This is a genomic window from Streptomyces sp. NBC_01390 (assembly GCF_045040105.1).
GTDB lineage: Bacteria > Actinomycetota > Actinomycetes > Streptomycetales > Streptomycetaceae > Streptomyces.
The window spans coordinates 4,903,444-4,917,211 of sequence record NZ_CP109551.1 but is presented as its reverse complement, the minus strand read 5'-3'; the positions used below and the strand labels follow the sequence as shown (position 1 = coordinate 4,917,211).

16 protein-coding genes are annotated in these 13,768 nt (G+C 69.7%); 3 read left to right on the top strand and 13 right to left on the bottom strand.

The genetic code is table 11. The annotated features are described in order from the left end of the window. Nucleotides 1-23: 23 nt before the first annotated feature. The 7 genes from OG241_RS22060 to OG241_RS22030 all read right to left on the bottom strand — a co-directional run bounded on the left by OG241_RS22060 (nucleotide 24) and on the right by OG241_RS22030 (nucleotide 7,175). Nucleotides 24-590 carry a hypothetical protein gene (locus tag OG241_RS22060; RefSeq protein WP_405817226.1) on the bottom strand — a complete coding sequence of 189 codons (567 nt, stop codon included), beginning with the start codon at nucleotides 588-590 and terminating at the stop codon, nucleotides 24-26. After that, nucleotides 590-1,696: a hypothetical protein gene (locus OG241_RS22055; protein WP_405817225.1), complete on the bottom strand. Its 1,107-nt coding sequence runs from the start codon at nucleotides 1,694-1,696 to the stop codon at nucleotides 590-592. Before OG241_RS22055 ends, OG241_RS22060 begins: the two co-directional genes overlap by 1 nt. A gap of 80 nt (nucleotides 1,697-1,776) precedes the next feature. Then, entirely contained in the window at nucleotides 1,777-3,000 is a 1,224-nt protein-coding gene (locus tag OG241_RS22050) for a hypothetical protein (protein WP_405817224.1), read from the bottom strand. Nucleotides 3,001-3,081: 81 nt separating this feature from the next. Then, nucleotides 3,082-4,038 (bottom strand): phage distal tail protein, encoded by a 957-nt coding sequence (locus OG241_RS22045; RefSeq protein ID WP_405817223.1) that lies wholly within the window; start codon nucleotides 4,036-4,038, stop codon nucleotides 3,082-3,084. A gap of 40 nt (nucleotides 4,039-4,078) precedes the next feature. Then, complete coding sequence (locus tag OG241_RS22040) at nucleotides 4,079-5,362, bottom strand: tape-measure protein (RefSeq protein ID WP_405817222.1); 1,284 nt, start codon at nucleotides 5,360-5,362, stop codon at nucleotides 4,079-4,081. Further along, a complete protein-coding gene (locus OG241_RS22035) occupies nucleotides 5,359-6,564 on the bottom strand; it encodes a phage tail protein (protein WP_405817221.1) in 1,206 nt (401 codons plus the stop codon). The genes OG241_RS22040 and OG241_RS22035 overlap by 4 nt, the downstream gene beginning before the upstream one ends. 14 nt (nucleotides 6,565-6,578) lie before the next feature. After that, nucleotides 6,579-7,175, bottom strand: a complete 597-nt coding sequence (locus OG241_RS22030) for a hypothetical protein (protein WP_405817220.1) — start codon at nucleotides 7,173-7,175, stop codon at nucleotides 6,579-6,581. A gap of 142 nt (nucleotides 7,176-7,317) precedes the next feature. Between OG241_RS22030 and OG241_RS22025 the strand changes: the two genes are divergently transcribed. Beyond that, entirely contained in the window at nucleotides 7,318-8,001 is a 684-nt protein-coding gene (locus tag OG241_RS22025; RefSeq protein ID WP_405817219.1) for a hypothetical protein, read from the top strand. A gap of 12 nt (nucleotides 8,002-8,013) precedes the next feature. On the opposite strand, the gene OG241_RS22020 is transcribed toward OG241_RS22025, so the two are convergent. From OG241_RS22020 to OG241_RS22000, 5 genes are all read right to left on the bottom strand, one after another. Beyond that, nucleotides 8,014-8,508, bottom strand: coding sequence for a hypothetical protein (locus tag OG241_RS22020; RefSeq protein ID WP_405817218.1), 495 nt, complete (start codon nucleotides 8,506-8,508; stop codon nucleotides 8,014-8,016). An 8-nt stretch (nucleotides 8,509-8,516) separates the two neighbouring features. Continuing rightward, nucleotides 8,517-8,807 (bottom strand): hypothetical protein, encoded by a 291-nt coding sequence (locus OG241_RS22015; protein WP_405817217.1) that lies wholly within the window; start codon nucleotides 8,805-8,807, stop codon nucleotides 8,517-8,519. A 100-nt stretch (nucleotides 8,808-8,907) separates the two neighbouring features. Then, the gene (locus tag OG241_RS22010) at nucleotides 8,908-9,507 is read right to left on the bottom strand and encodes a phage tail protein (protein ID WP_405817216.1); all 600 of its coding nucleotides are present in this window, start codon (nucleotides 9,505-9,507) and stop codon (nucleotides 8,908-8,910) included. 116 nt (nucleotides 9,508-9,623) lie between these two features. Then, nucleotides 9,624-10,040, bottom strand: a complete 417-nt coding sequence (locus OG241_RS22005) for a hypothetical protein (RefSeq protein WP_405817215.1) — start codon at nucleotides 10,038-10,040, stop codon at nucleotides 9,624-9,626. Between the two features lie 217 nt (nucleotides 10,041-10,257). Then, a complete protein-coding gene (locus OG241_RS22000) occupies nucleotides 10,258-10,698 on the bottom strand; it encodes a helix-turn-helix domain-containing protein (RefSeq protein ID WP_405817214.1) in 441 nt (146 codons plus the stop codon). A 214-nt stretch (nucleotides 10,699-10,912) separates the two neighbouring features. Here OG241_RS22000 and OG241_RS21995 point away from each other — a divergent pair, with 214 nt between their 5' ends. Together OG241_RS21995 and OG241_RS21990 are read left to right on the top strand one after the other, a co-directional pair. Beyond that, nucleotides 10,913-11,605, top strand: coding sequence for a hypothetical protein (locus OG241_RS21995; protein WP_405817213.1), 693 nt, complete (start codon nucleotides 10,913-10,915; stop codon nucleotides 11,603-11,605). Further along, entirely contained in the window at nucleotides 11,602-11,829 is a 228-nt protein-coding gene (locus OG241_RS21990) for a hypothetical protein (protein ID WP_405817212.1), read from the top strand. The genes OG241_RS21995 and OG241_RS21990 overlap by 4 nt, the downstream gene beginning before the upstream one ends. Nucleotides 11,830-11,883: 54 nt before the next feature. Here OG241_RS21990 and OG241_RS21985 read toward each other — a convergent pair whose 3' ends face one another. Further along, the gene (locus OG241_RS21985) at nucleotides 11,884-13,728 is read right to left on the bottom strand and encodes a M48 family metalloprotease (RefSeq protein ID WP_405817211.1); all 1,845 of its coding nucleotides are present in this window, start codon (nucleotides 13,726-13,728) and stop codon (nucleotides 11,884-11,886) included. Nucleotides 13,729-13,768: the final 40 nt, after the last annotated feature.

Here is a 13,768-nt window from a genome sequence, read left to right as displayed (position 1 = left end):
CCCTTCGGCGTTGCCGGTGGTCGTCAGTTCCCAAGGCCGTACATCAGCTGCGGCTGGGCGTAGACCGTGCCGGAGGCGCTGGTGACCGTCGCCTGGATCTCGACCCTGAGCAGGTTGCCGAGGTCCGCGTCGAAGTCGTCGGTCACGGTGGCGGTGCGGTCGAGGTCCGTGCCCGCGGGGACCGGGTCGCCCCACTCGGCGCCGTCCACCAGCACCCGGACCGAACCGGTGGCGCCCGCACTGGCACTGGACCGCACCTGGAGACGCATACTCGGCTGCCACAGCGGGTTCTGCGACACCGCGATCGTCGTCCAGGCGGTCGCGGTGGTCTGCGGCCAGCGGGCGACAGTGGTGTCCTGCGGCGGCAGCATCGCCAGCCAGGGCCGAGCCAGGCCTGCCGCGCCGACCGAGAAGACGGCCGAGCCGCCCGACGAAGGCAGTACGTGGAGCCAGCCTCCGTCGGTGATCTCCACCCCGCCACCGGCCACCCTGTTGAGCGCGGGCCGGGAGTTGACGGCCGTCGACAGCTGCTGGATACGGCGTTCCATCGCGGTGAGCCGGTCGATGATGTCCTCGGGCAGCTGGGGCATCAGGGTTCCTCCAGATAGAGCTCGGCGGTGTCGGGGCGGCCGCGCTGCGCCGGGCTGACCTTGACGCCGATGATCCGGTAACGGACGTCCAGGCCCTCGGGCCACCACTCGTCGGTGATGCGGATACGGACGGTCCGGCCGAGCAGCGCGGGCGGCACCATGTCGTCGAGGCGGACGCTGATCTCGGGGATCACCACGGCGCCGGCGGCCGAGGCCAGTTCGGCGGTGGCCAGGGACGTAAGGGTGGCGAGGTCGGTGACCGTGTTGTGGTCCGAGGTCAGGTCGATGAGCGGGTAACCGGCGTTGATCAGGGCGGTGGCCGGCGGGGCGTCCGCGTACAGCGGTCGGGACTCCTCGGCCTGGTTGTCGTTGACCGAGGCGCCGCGTGCACGGGCGGTGGTGCCGCCGCGGGTGGCGTCGCGCGGGAAGGAGTACGACAGGATCGTGCCCGGCCGGTCCATCACCAGGTCGGTCGTGCCGGTGCGGATCCTGGGGCTGCCCAGGCGCAGCCGGCGGACCCGAGCTCCGGTGGCCGGGTCGCGGTAGACGGCGATGTGGTGCTCGAAGCCGTTGTCCAGGGCGGCCAGGGCGTCGAGTGCCTCGGAGTAGACGATCTCGTCGCCGTCGCGGTAGGAGACCGTCCGGGTCGCCGAGGAGGTCTCGGTGCCGTAGGTGACGCGGATGTCGCCGCCCGCGAGCGACTCCTGCATGTGCCGCCACAGGCCGCGTGCCAGGGCCAGCTGCTCGGTGTCCTGGAAGGTGAGGTCGGCGCGGATCCGGCGGCGGCCCGCGTACGAGTCGAAGGTCGCCGCCTGGATGCCGAGGGTGAGGACGCCGCGTTCGTCGCTCTGCAGGGTGCTGGTCCAGATGATGCCGCCCCACCACAGGTCTCCGCCGCGCTCCAGATAGACCGCGGTGCGGCCCTCCTCGATACGGCGGACCCGGGCGGCGAGGGCGGCGGTGGGCACGGGGATGGTGCCCGAGAACGAGCCGGCCTTGCCGATGTAGTCGTCGACGGTGACGTCCCGTACGGGCAGGATGTCGATGGTGCGGTCGGTGCGCAGGTCGCAGAAGATCGCGCGGTACGGGGTGGTCATGGTGGCCATACGGCGGTCAACTCCTGTGTCGCGGTGGGGTGTTCAGGCCGGCGGACCAGCAGGCGACGCCCCCGTCCCGGGAACGGGGGTCAGGACGCGGACTGGTAGGTGCCCGAGAACGACAGGACGGAGCCGGAGACCCAGGGGAAGGGGATGGCCTTGTTCCACGCGACGCCGGAGGCGCCCAGCGTGGTGGTGAATCGCGTCGCCATGCCGACGCCGTCGGCGTTGGTGGCCAGCTGACAGGTGCCCTGGAGGAACTTGAAGCCGTCGGAGTTGAAACCGACCACGTTGAACACGATGTCGGTCGTCCAGCCGAGGGCCGGGGGAGTGGGCAGGGAGAAGGACCACGTGGCGGCGGCGTCCTGGGCCGCGATGTTGGTCGTCGTCCCGATCTGCAGACGGAGACGGAGATGGACGACCGTGCCGATCTTGGCGTAGTTGGCGTTCAGGGCGCCGTTGCCGATGGCCGGGGCGACACCTGAGCTGGCGTACCAGATGGGCGTGTAGTCCTGCCAGGTGGGGACCTGCTGGTAGGAGACCCAGGCGCTGCCGTTCCAGCGCTGGAGCAGGCCGCTCGGGCCGTCGCGGTACTGGCCGACATAGCCGCCGTTGCCGATGGCGCCGTTGGGGGCGATGCCGCCGATGTCCTTCGGGTAGGCGACCCAGGCGGTGCCGTTCCAGCGCTGGAGGGTGTTGCTGGTGTCGCGGTACTGGCCGGGGTAGGCGCCGGTGCGGGAGTCGTTGTCCGTCGGAAGGATGCCCCCGACGGCCACGACACTGGCGCGCAGGTCGGTGACGCTGGCGGCGGAAGCCCAGGTGATGCCTCCGTTGCCGGCGCTGGCGTTCGCCGGGACCGTGACGGTGTACAGGGGCAGAGCTGCGGCGGGGGTCGCGGGCGGGGCCGGGTCGGTGGCGGAGGCGGTGCCCTTGACGATCTCGACCACGGCTTGGGTGCGGCCCGAGGAGTCGTACTGGTCGTCGTAGATCCGCAGGACGACGAGATCCTTGCGGGCGTACTCCTGTCCGTCGCCGAACGTGAGGGTGATCGGCTCCGTGACGGCCACCGGATAGGCGCCGCGGCTGTCCTCGGCCTGTACGACGGCCCGGCCGACCCCCACGGTGGCGGTCATGCGGCCGGTGGTGCCGGTCAGCGCGAAGCCCGTGATCCGGAAGGCCCCGTCGGGGGACCCCGGGAAGATGCCGGAGCGGCCCCGGATGCCGGTGGCGGGGGTGACGGCGCCGGTCTGGGCGACGCGGGTGTCCTCGCGGGTCTGGCCGTTCGGGGACAGCCAGGCGGAGCGTGCGTTCATGCCAAGCCCTTCTGTGGATCCTGTGGTCGGGAGAGTTCCGGGAGCCCGGGGAGTTCCGTGAATCCGGGGAGCGGTGCGCCGTCACCACTCCGCGCTGCGCCAGCGGACCGACATCTGGGCGCCGGAGCCGAAGTCGTCCGGGCGGAACGCCAGTTGGGCGCCGCCAGGCGCGAGCGCGAACAGTTCCTCCGGACCGCTGTCCGGGGCGGCGGTGTGCCTGCGGGAGGCGGTGCCGTTGAGGGTGACCGTGCCGGCGCCGGTGTCCACGACGAGCTGGTCACCGGCGGCGAGCCGGATCGTGTAGCGCAGTCGGCGGTCCGTGGTGCGGTCGGTCACCGTGGGGTTGACGCAGGGGCCGCTGAAGGTGATCACCGGGTGGGTGGGCGCGGAGCCGTCGTTCGCGGCGACGACATCGCCGGTGGAGACGGTCTGGCCCCAGTACAGCGGCCACGTCAGCGGCCAGCTCAGTCCGCTCTCCGGCTGCGGGGGCCCGGTGACCGCGGTCTGCTCGCCGACCAGGTAGCGGCGCGGGTCGGTGGCGTACCACTGCACGGCCGCCTTGGAGACGCCCTGGGTCGCGTACACGCGGTCGGCGGCCAGGACGCGCTGGCTGACCCGGGCCCGTACGGCCAGCGTCTCGCCGTGCAGTCTGACCGCAAGCCAGCGCTCCTCGTCGGCGAGCAGCAGGGCCTGACGCAGGACACGGGTCGCGGTCAGCGCGGACCGGGGGCTGCTCGTCGTCTCCGGCAGGGTCCACACCGTGACGCCGATCCTGCGGGGCTTGGCGTAGCGGGCGCCCGCCCAGGCGCCGTGGGCGGTGGGGTGGTCGGCGTCGCCGGTGTCGAAGTCGGGGAGGTCCTCCCAGCCGGTGAGTCCGCCGCGGTCGATCTCGTACGCCGTGCCGGGGCCCATCAGCAGCCCGGCCCACTGGAGCTGCCCGTCGCGGGTGATGAGCGAGCCGGGGGGCGGGTCCGGGTCCGGGGTGGAGTCGGCGTACGCGGTTGGCTGGGCCGGTGTCTGGGCGGTTGTCTCGGCCATGGGGGCCGTCACCTCACTGTCAGGGGCCGGGTCAGGGGCGTCACGGGTATGCGTGGGCCGAGGAGAGGAAGAGCAGGTCCTCGGCGGTGGCCCGGGGGCCCGCGCCCTCGGACTCGCGGAACTCGGCCATCCGGTACGGCGAGGCCGACGGGGTCCGGCGTCTGCTCGCGAGGGCCCGTTGCCGCTCCAGGGCCGTGAGGGGCAGTACCTTGCCCGCGCGGCGGGCGATTCCGGGTACGGCGACACCGCCCTCGGCGAGCATCGGGATCTTGGGGATGTTGATGCCGAACGTCTTGCCGAGGATGGAGAAGCTCAGCGAGTTGAGGCCGTCGATGATCCAGTTGGCGAAGGCGATCAGGCCGTTGATCGGCGCCTTGACCAGGCCGGCGACCATCTCGACGCCCGTACTGAGGAACCTGCCGATCCCGCCGAGCGTGCTCGACATGGCGCCCTTGATCCGCTGGAACATGTCCGGGACGGTCTGGGTGATCCAGTTGGCGGCGGACTCCAGGACGCCTTTGAAGCCGCGCCACACGGAGTCGACTCTCTGGCGCAGCGCCTTGGTGTTTCCGGTGGTGAGCGCGTTCAGGACGGCGAAGCCGGTGCCGATGACGGAGCCGAGGACGGACAGGACGGTCGTGACGACGGTGAGGATCGCGCCGAAGTAGGTGCTCACCAGGTTCCCGATGATCTGCAGGACCGGGGTGATGACAACGAGGTATCCCTCGACGTACTGGAGCACGATCGTCGCGAGCAGCTCGATGAACCGCTGCCCGGCCTCGGAGTTCACGGCGAGGTCGATCAGCCAGCCGGCGACGGGCAGGAGCAGGCCCGCGACGAAGCCGATCGGGTTGGCGCGGGTGAGGAGGTTGATGACCGTCATCACCCCGGCGCCGATGGTCATGGCCAGGCCGAAGGCGCCCATCAGGTCGCCCACGGCGCCCATGGTGCCGAGGCCGGCGAGAAGCGTGGCCACGGTGGCGAGGCCGGACTTGAGCAGGCCGACGGCCCTGGTGGCGCCCCTGGCCCTGTCGCCGACCGACTTGACGCCGGTCGCGGCGGTCGTGGCCGACTGGCCGGTCCTGGTGACGGAGCGGGCGGTGGTTTCGGCGCCCGACTTGAACTGGCTCACCGCCGGGCTGCTCTGGGTGACGGCGGTGCCTATGCCGTCGGTGGCGGTGGCGGCGCTCTTGATTCGGCCGACGAGCCCTCGCACAGCGCCAGTGCCCTGCCTCAGCTGTGTCTGAAAGGTGCGCAGTACGGGCGTGACCCCGGCCAACAGATCGGCCGGCGTTGTGCCGGCTCCCGCCGCCATGGCGCTCATCCGCGCCACCCGCGTGCCTTGGCCAGGAACATCAGCGCGTCGGCGGTGTGCTGCGGGTCACTGGAGGAAGCCGCGTAGTAGTTCTCGATCTGCAGGGCACCGCCCGAGCCGGTGGCCCCGTCGCCGCCGATCCGGCCCTGCGCGGCAGCGTTCCTGAGCATCCGGTCCAGCTTGCTCAGCGGCAGCACGGCCTCCGCCTCCCCGGCCTCCGCGAGGAGCGCCGGTACGCCGCCGGATCGGGGCAGGACGACACCGCCGGTGGCGAGGGTGGGGATCTGCGGAAGGCTCAGCCCGAAGGTCTTGCCACCGACGAACGGCACCCAGCCAGGGATCGACACCCTGATGCTGTTGAGCTTGCCGATCGCGGAGTTGATGAGGCCGATGACCGCGTTGATCGGCGCCTTCACGGCGTTCTTGATTCCGTCGAAGGCGCGGCCCGCTATGTCCTTGAGGCCGTTCCAGGCGCTGGAGAGTTTGTCCTTGACGGCCTGGAAGGCGTTCGGGATGACGGACGTGATCCAGTTGACCACGGGGGTGATCACGGCCTTTATGCCGTTCCACACGCCACTGACCACGCTCTTGATCGCGTTGAGGACGGTGGTGATGATGGTCTTCCAGATGTTGAAGTACGTCCGGATGACCGTGGCCACGGCCTGTACGACGGCCGAGATCGCCGTTTTGATCCCTTCCCAGATCTTCTTGATCAGGTCCGCCGCGGTTTTCATGATCGGCCCGATGGCCTTCATGACGTTGCCTATGACGGATTTGATGACCTCGAACGCTGTCTTCAGGATCTTCTGCATGGTCTTCGACTGGGTTGCCATGTCGATGACCTTCTGAATGAGCGGCGCGAGCAGGCTCATGAGCATGCCGAAGAGGTTGCCCTTCATCGACTTGTTCATTTTCTCCTGGCCTTTGGCGGCTTTGCCGGTGCCGGACTCGTATTTGCTGAGATCGGTACCGGCGGTCTGGCCTGCCCTGCCTGTTTTGGTGAGGGATTTCTCGGCGTGGTCGGACGCGGTCTTCATGTTCTTCAGGGCGGTTGTCGAGCCCTGGGCCGCGGAACGGAGGTTGGCTATTCCGCTCTGCCCGGAGGCTGCCGCACGGCCGATGCTCTGTGTGGCGGTTGCAGCGGCGGAGACCTGACTCTTGAATCGCTGCAGTGAGCCGGCCGACCGGTTCACTGCTGAGGTCAGTGACATCATTCACTCCGTTACTAGAATGCCGCAGAGAGTTCGTCGAGAGCGGCACGCAGGATCTTCACGTCGGCGACCACACCCTTTACAAGCGGTCTGGGCGTATCGATCCCGCGCTCGGTCCTCTTCGTGGGGTCGGTTTGCCGTTCAGTGCTGGCCTCGCCGATTTTTGTGAGTCTTCTCTTGATTTCGGCGACCGTTTTCTTGATTTCGTCAGTCTCTGCGCGAGCCGTTTTCTGGTCCTTCGACTCGACGATTTTTTGGAGTTTGTCTATCTGCTTCTTCCACGGGAACTCTCGGGTTGCGCCCAGTATGGTGATCCCTTTTTCGTCGACCTTGAAAATGGAGAGTCCGACGCTGAGGAGGGTGAAGCTGGCGGCCAATCCGACCAGGCTGTTAGTGTGGAGGGTTATGCTGTTGGTCATCCAGGCGAATGAGTTTGATATTCCGCTCTGGGAGGTTCGGATGTCCTTGTAGGTCTTGTTGAGCTTGTCGAATTCTTCTGTGTTCTTCTGTTGGATCGAGGAAATGCTGGCGTCGATGCGTGCGGTGTTTTGCAGAGTGCTTGTCTGGAGACTCGTCAGTTCTGTGTCCAGCTGCGTGAGATCTCGTGGCACGGACGCTTCCCTTCTCGTGATGTCCGGGGGTGAGACGCGGACGTGGTGAAGCGATGAAGAACCTGTCGGGGTTTCGGGTCACGATCCGGCTGCGATGCGGCGCGGCTGAGCGGTCGGTGAACTACCGTGCTAGTGAAGGGACTTGACGTACGAGAGCAAGGCCAATGGGGTGGACAGGGAAGCGAGCAGAGTTCGGCACGACCATGTGATCGACTGGCTCGACCAGTCGAAGGACCTGGCCCATCTGATCGCCCGAGTGACCGAACTCGTCCTCCGGCAGGGCTACGACCCCGAAGACCTCGTCGTCATGCCCCGAGCCGAGCTCGACCGGCGTGAACTCACCGCCTACAGCGCGGGCTGGGCAGACGTGGTCTCCGAGCAGTTGCCCGGGATACGGCACGAGTACGAGGTCCGGATCACCGCCGCCTATCTCCAGGGCCAGGAGGACGCGCGGATCGGGCGCCGGCCCCGCCGGACGGGACCGTCGAAGAGGCCCGACGGGGAGCGCGACGGCGAGGTCATTCCGTTGCCGTACGTTCAGTTGCTCGAACCGCCGCCCGCCGTGACCGGCGTGGAGCAGCGGGGGGAACGGGAGCGGGCCGTGGCCGACGGAGGAACGGACGCCTCCCCCGACCCCGAGCCCGACATCCTGCTCTCCGCCCGCGAGGTACGGGAGCGGCGCGCCGCACCGGACCGGCGCAGAGTGGTCCGGCGCAAGGGGCGGCCCAGCGTGCCTCCGCTCGACGACGGGCCGGCCGGGGTGTCTCGTGGGCCGGATCAGGAGGCAGCTCCGGAGGTCCCCCCGGACGCGCCCGAACCTGCCTGAAGGCGACCCGGATCACCCGAAGAAGCGGGCGACCTGGGACGGTGTCGCCGTCGTCCCCGTCGTCCCCGTCGTCGACGACGGTGGCTGTGGGGTCCCCGGCCCGCCGTCCTCGTCGTCGGCCTCGTCCTCGAACCCGTCCCCGAATCCGTCCCGGTACGCGGACCCGTACCGCTCCTCGCCCGCTCTCCCCAACCTTCCGTCCTCCGGCCTTGGTACCGGCACCGGCAGCTCGGGCGGATCCGCGTCCTCCGCCGAGTTGACCGACGCGAACATCCAGTTGGCGGCGGCCAGATGGTCCACGGTGGCGGCCAGCAGATGCTCGGCGATCGACCACTCGGCGGCCTCGCCGTGCAGTTCACGGTTCAGGGCGCAGTCGCGCGGCAGGTGTTTGACCAGCACCGCGAGCCGACGGGAGGAGAGCCGGCCGCGGTGCCAGTCGAGCAGGTCGGTGCCGTAGAAACGGAGCAGGTCCGCCTCCAGTGCCTCGGCGTGTTCGTCGACGAACACGCCGAGGCTCAGCCTTCCCCCAGGCCGAGCCCGGTCTCCTTGCCGTACGCCTCCAGGATCGCGGCGATGTCCTGCATGGTGACCTCGTGCCGTTCGAAGCGGGCGAACTGCTCCTCGCCCATGAGCAGTTCGAGCAGCCCGTCCACGTCGTTGTCGTCGAGCTTGCGCAGGGCCTTGGCGGTGGCGCGGGACAGCTCGGTCGGCAGGGTGTAGGTGTCGCCGTCCAGGTTGAAGGACCAGCTGCGGCCGAGGGCTTCGAGGCGCTGGGCGCGGGCGGCGTTGACGTCGAAAGAGGACATCGCGGTCGTACTCCTTGTCAGAGGCGGTGGGGCGGTGGGGCGAGGGGCCGGACACCGGCGGCGGAGGGCGGACGCCCCGGTGTCCGGCGGGTGGAGCGGGTCAGACCGCGTACGCCGCGTCCTTCATGACGAAACCGCCCAGGGAGTCGCCCTCGGCGGAGGCGAGGGCCTGGAAGGTGATGCCGAGCTGGGCCGGGGCCTTGCGGCCCAGCTTGATGTCGTCGGACGCCGTGACCTGGCCGCGCGGGATGCCGAAGCGGTACGTCACCACCGAGCCGTCGCTCGCCCGCACGTCCGTGAACTCCAGCCCGAGCGCACGGATGTCGGCGTACGCGCGGTCCGCGATCTTGTACTCGAAGACACCCGTGCCACCCTCCACGGGCTTGACGGAGCCGCCGCCCATGAAGAACGGCAGCGTGTCCTCGTTGAACTGGAGCAGCGTGAACTTCAGCGTCAGGTCCCGGTCGGAGTAGACGAAGTGCACCGGGCTGATCGTCTGCCAGCTGTCGACGGCTTCCAGCTTGTCCTTCTTGCTGAAGGTGACCCCCTCACCGGAGGTGTAGCCCAGGTTCTTCCAGGCGGCCCCCCAGTCGGCGGTCGGGGTGTCGGAGAAGGCGGTCGGTACGGCCGTGCCGGCGGCGGCGACGTAGAGGCGGCCGTTTCCCGCGATACGGATCTCTGAGGTGTTGCTACCTGCCATTGCTGGTTCTCCTCGACTAAGGGACAGAACTGAGGGACAGGGCTGACGGACAAGGGGGTGCGAGGGGGTTTTGGGGGGCTTGGGGGGGGTGGAGGTGTCGAGGTGCCTTTCGGTGGTCAGTAGACGTTCACGGACACCTTGAGGACGCACACGTACCGGTTGGCCGCCCGGTAGAGGTAGTCGGGCAGCCAGCGCGGGCCGTCCTCCTCGACGACGTCGGTGATCAGATTCGTGCCGTACGTCCGTCCGGCCGCGGCGAGTACGGCGCGGCGGCCCGCGTTGGCCAGGGTGTGGGCGGCGGCCTTGGTCGGCCCGTACACCTCCAGCTCGATGAGCGGTTCGTCGACGTGCAGATCCCCGATCCAGGCGCCGCCCCGCCGGTTGACGAGAACGGCGGAGGCGGTGCCGTCGAAGCCGGCGGGCGGCTCGACCGCGACGAGGGCGGTGGAGAGGGCCGGGTCGGCTTCGAGGATGTCGACGACCAGCGCTTCGACTTCGAGAAAGGTCTCTGGGGGAGGTACGGGTGAGGTCATGCCGGATCCCCTCGGGCTGCTGGCTTGCTGGGTGGCTGGACGACTGGGCGAGCTGGACGGGGGCACGAAAAAGGGGTTCCTGAGAGATCAGGAACCCCGGGTAGCCGGTAAGCGGACACAGCTGTGGTGCTGCGTCAACTGTGACAGATTGCTTGCTCGCGCGCAACTTGCGAAACTGGGCCCCTTGGAGGGAGGGTGGTGAGTGGTGGGACCGGGGTCAGTGGGAGGCGAGTGGTGTGCCTGTGTCCGCCGTCGGCAGGAGAGGCTCCACCGCTCTGGCGAACCGCTCGCGCCGGTCCGTCGGTACGCCGAGGAGTTCTGCGGCCTCGGCGACGGTGATTCGACGCATCGGGGTGGGGGTCGGGGGTGAGGTGGGCAGGTGTGCGAGGGGTTCGGTCAGTTCCTCGGCGGTCAGCCGGCCGGAGCGGATGAGCATCTCGCGGACCGACACGTCCAGTACGCGGGCGAGCCGTCTGGTCGTCTCCAGGTCCGGCATGCTCTGCCGGTGCAGCAACCGTGTCACGGCGGCCCGGTGGACGCCCGCCTCGTCTGCAATGCGTGACTTGCCACCGCCGCGGGGGCTGTCGATGTCGTAGCCGCGCCTGCGCATCAACCCTTCGACCCATGCCGCGAACACGTCAAGCTCGGGGGTGGTCATGGCGCTACTCGCTTTCTTCGGGGGTGGCGCGAGTTTAGCTTGATTGCGCGCGCGGAATTACGAGCTTGCGGCATTGTGGCGCAAGGGTACGGGGGAGAGGTTCGGGGTATGCGGGGTTCGTTTGGCGTATGGCGCGTGAGGGCTGCTTGTTGCGTGCGCGCTCGAAATCTGTCGATGTCGAAATGCGGGATCGGGCCCTGCCTCGGAGGTTCCGATGGCTGACCGGCCGACCGCGTACGCCGCTCTATGGATCGGCGTTCTGATGCAGCAATTCCCCGAACTGGCCGAGGAGTTGACCCCCGGCCGGGGCCGCATGCCCGGCCGCCGGGGCCGTACGGCGTCCCAACCCTCGGCGGAACCGGGTACTCGTCTCCGCCAGGAGCGCGAGGAGGCCCTGCTCTTGCAGCAGCACCAGGGTCTGGCGGTCCCCGGACCCCGGACGGCTCCCCTGCGCCTGCACATCTCCGACGCCATCCGTGACATCGCGGACGGGGTGGTGGAATTGGAGGAGGCCGTACGGGACGGGCTCGGGCTGTCCAGGCCGGACCGCGCTCCCGTGCCGGAGCGGCTGCGCCGTATCGGTGCCCTGCTCGACGAGATCGCCATGGACCCCGTCCTGGCAGCACACGTACGCGACGAGACCCGCCGGATGGCCCGCCGCTGCGCCCGCGCGCTGGGCGACACCGAGATGGTCGTACGGATGTCGGGCCGCTGCCCCTGGTGCGACTCGGTCTCGCTGCGGGCCTTCCCCGACCGTCAGGCGGTCCTCTGCATCAACCCCGCGTGCCGTTGTGCCGACACGGACTGCGGCTGCCACCACGACCCCGGGCACCGGCACAGGTGGCCGGAAGGGGAGTGGGAGGAGCGGATCGCCGTTGGGGGCCAGGTCATGGGGAGCAGCCGATGAACACACGTACGAGCACTCCGTGGGACGGCCAGGCCACCCTCATCACCGGCGAGCTGGCCGCCCGTGAGATCGGTGTGGCCCCTGCCACCATTCGCAAATGGGTTCAGCTGGGCCGACTCACCGCCGCGGGCCGGGCAGGCCGGGCCCTGCTCTTCCGGCTGGAGGACGTGTTCGCGGCGGAGCGCGCGACACGGGCGGCGGCACGGCGATCCCGGGAACGCTGAAAGGTGGTCACCCCGGTTGCGGGGTGACCACCTTCCCTTCGTCGTGTCCTGTCCTCAGCGCTGCTGCTGGAGGTACGGCTGCAGGTGGTGCAGCCGGGTGTGGTAGTCCGGGTGCGAGGAGAGCAGCTTGCTCAGCGGGCTCTCCTCCGGCGCCACGCCGTTGTTGAGCGCGGCGAGCGCGGCCGTCTGCCGCTGCTCCTCCTGGTGGAGCTTGCCGAGTACGGAGGCCAGCATCGGGGCGAAGCCGAGGGCCGCCGCGTGTTCGTCGGCGCGCAGTTCGGCTCGGCGGCCGACCGCGGCCAGGGCGTACGGCACGCCGAGGATCAGCAGGGGCAGGCCGTACAGCGTGCTGATGGTGGCCAGGGCGATGCTGCCGAGGACGAGTACGACGAAGCCGACGCCGAAGCAGGAGAAGGCGCGGGACACCTTGAAGACGAATCCCGAGAAGGCGCGCAGGAAGCGCCAGGCGATCCGGCCGGGCTGCGCGTACCAGTAGCCGAGGAGCCCCGACCAGGCGTGGCCGCCGACGTGGTGGCCCAGCTCGTGTGCCATGACGGCGGCGAGTTCGCCGTTGGGCAGCTCGTTCATGGCGTAGCGGGTGACACCGACGATGTGGCCGGCGGCGGCGACGGCGTTCAGGCCGTCGCTGTCCTCGACCCAGAGTTCGTAGTTGCGGCCCTCGACACCCGCGCGGGCGGTGACCTCACGCCAGACCGGTTCGAGTTTGGCTCGTTCTTGCGGCGTGGGGTAGCGCAGGTGGAGCAAACGGCGCGCGAGGGCGCTTTCGGTGGGCCGGTGGAAGACGAGTGCGCCGCTCAGTATCCAGGCGATGATCACGAGGAACGCGAGGTCGCCGAAGAAGAGGGAGAACATGCTGACGACGAGGAGGCTGCAGAGGAAGTTCGGGAGGTAGAGGAGGAGGTTGCCCACGGCGGTGGCGTCGGTACGGCGCTGGTGGGCGGAGATGTGGACGCGCTGGCGGTCGGTGGAGATGTGGTGGGGGTGCTCGGTGGGGGGTGCCTGCGGCGCGGGTGCGGTGGGCGCCGTGGGCGCCGTGGGCGCGGTGGGTGTGGTGGGTGTGGTGGGGGCTTGCTGAGGGGGCCCGTACTGCGGGGGGATGGGCTGGGCGGTGGCCTGGGGGTAGGGCGGGGGCTGGGCGGGAGCGGCGCCCGGGTAGGCGGGGGGCGGGGTCGGGGATGCGCCCGGGTAGGTCGGGGTTTGGGCGGCATTCGGGTACTGGGGTTGCTGGGGCTGTTGGGGTGCTCCCGGGTAGGCCGGGGGCTGGGCCGCGTTCGGGTACTGGGGCTCGCCTGGGTAGGTCGGGGGCGCCGCGTTCGGGTGCTGGGACTGCCGGCCCGCGTCCGGGTAGGTCGGAGGCTCGGCGAAGCTCAGGTGGTCGGTGCGTTGAGCCGCGTTCGGGTGTTGCTGCTGCTGGGGTGCCCCGGGATAGGCCGGAGGTTCCGCGAAGCCGGGGTAGTCGGGGCGTTGGGTGGTGTTCGGGGCCTGGGATCGCGGGGTCGCGTCCGGGTAGGCCGGGGGTTCGGCGAAGCTCAGGTGGTCGGTGCGCTGGGCCGGGTTGGGCTGCTGGGGTGCGCCGGGGTAGGTCGGGGGCGCCGTGTTCGGGTGCTGGGACTGCCGGCCCGCGTCCGGGTACGTCGGGGGTTCGGCGAAGCCCGGGTGGTCGGGGCGTCGGGGCGTGGCCCCGTGTTGGGGTTGTTGGGGTGGGGTCGGGTACTGGGGTGGGGGTTGTGTGGCCCGGGGGTACGGGGGTGCGGGCTGGTCGGGGTAGGGCGGCTCGGCTGAGGGGCGGGGTGCCTTCTGCTCGGGGTACGTCGGCGGGTACAGGGGCTGCTCGGAGGGCTCGGGGTTGTCCGGTGGGGACGAGGGTGGCTTGGTCATGGTCTTCCTTCACATGCGGGGACGGTGACTGAGCGGTCCG

Bases quoted from the DNA above. Each gene is read 5' to 3' on its own strand.
- OG241_RS21995 (WP_405817213.1), top strand. From the start codon at position 10,913: ATGGCTGACCGGCCGACCGCGTACGCCGCTCTATGGATCGGCGTTCTG.
- OG241_RS22050 (WP_405817224.1), bottom strand. From the start codon at position 3,000: ATGAACGCACGCTCCGCCTGGCTGTCCCCGAACGGCCAGACCCGCGAG.
- OG241_RS22045 (WP_405817223.1), bottom strand. From the start codon at position 4,038: ATGGCCGAGACAACCGCCCAGACACCGGCCCAGCCAACCGCGTACGCC.
- OG241_RS22015 (WP_405817217.1), bottom strand. From the start codon at position 8,807: ATGTCCTCTTTCGACGTCAACGCCGCCCGCGCCCAGCGCCTCGAAGCC.
- OG241_RS22000 (WP_405817214.1), bottom strand. From the start codon at position 10,698: ATGACCACCCCCGAGCTTGACGTGTTCGCGGCATGGGTCGAAGGGTTG.
- OG241_RS22055 (WP_405817225.1), bottom strand. From the start codon at position 1,696: ATGGCCACCATGACCACCCCGTACCGCGCGATCTTCTGCGACCTGCGC.
- OG241_RS21985 (WP_405817211.1), bottom strand. From the start codon at position 13,728: ATGACCAAGCCACCCTCGTCCCCACCGGACAACCCCGAGCCCTCCGAG.
- OG241_RS22040 (WP_405817222.1), bottom strand. From the start codon at position 5,362: ATGAGCGCCATGGCGGCGGGAGCCGGCACAACGCCGGCCGATCTGTTG.
- OG241_RS21990 (WP_405817212.1), top strand. From the start codon at position 11,602: ATGAACACACGTACGAGCACTCCGTGGGACGGCCAGGCCACCCTCATC.
- OG241_RS22010 (WP_405817216.1), bottom strand. From the start codon at position 9,507: ATGGCAGGTAGCAACACCTCAGAGATCCGTATCGCGGGAAACGGCCGC.
- OG241_RS22005 (WP_405817215.1), bottom strand. From the start codon at position 10,040: ATGACCTCACCCGTACCTCCCCCAGAGACCTTTCTCGAAGTCGAAGCG.
- OG241_RS22060 (WP_405817226.1), bottom strand. From the start codon at position 590: ATGCCCCAGCTGCCCGAGGACATCATCGACCGGCTCACCGCGATGGAA.
- OG241_RS22035 (WP_405817221.1), bottom strand. From the start codon at position 6,564: ATGTCACTGACCTCAGCAGTGAACCGGTCGGCCGGCTCACTGCAGCGA.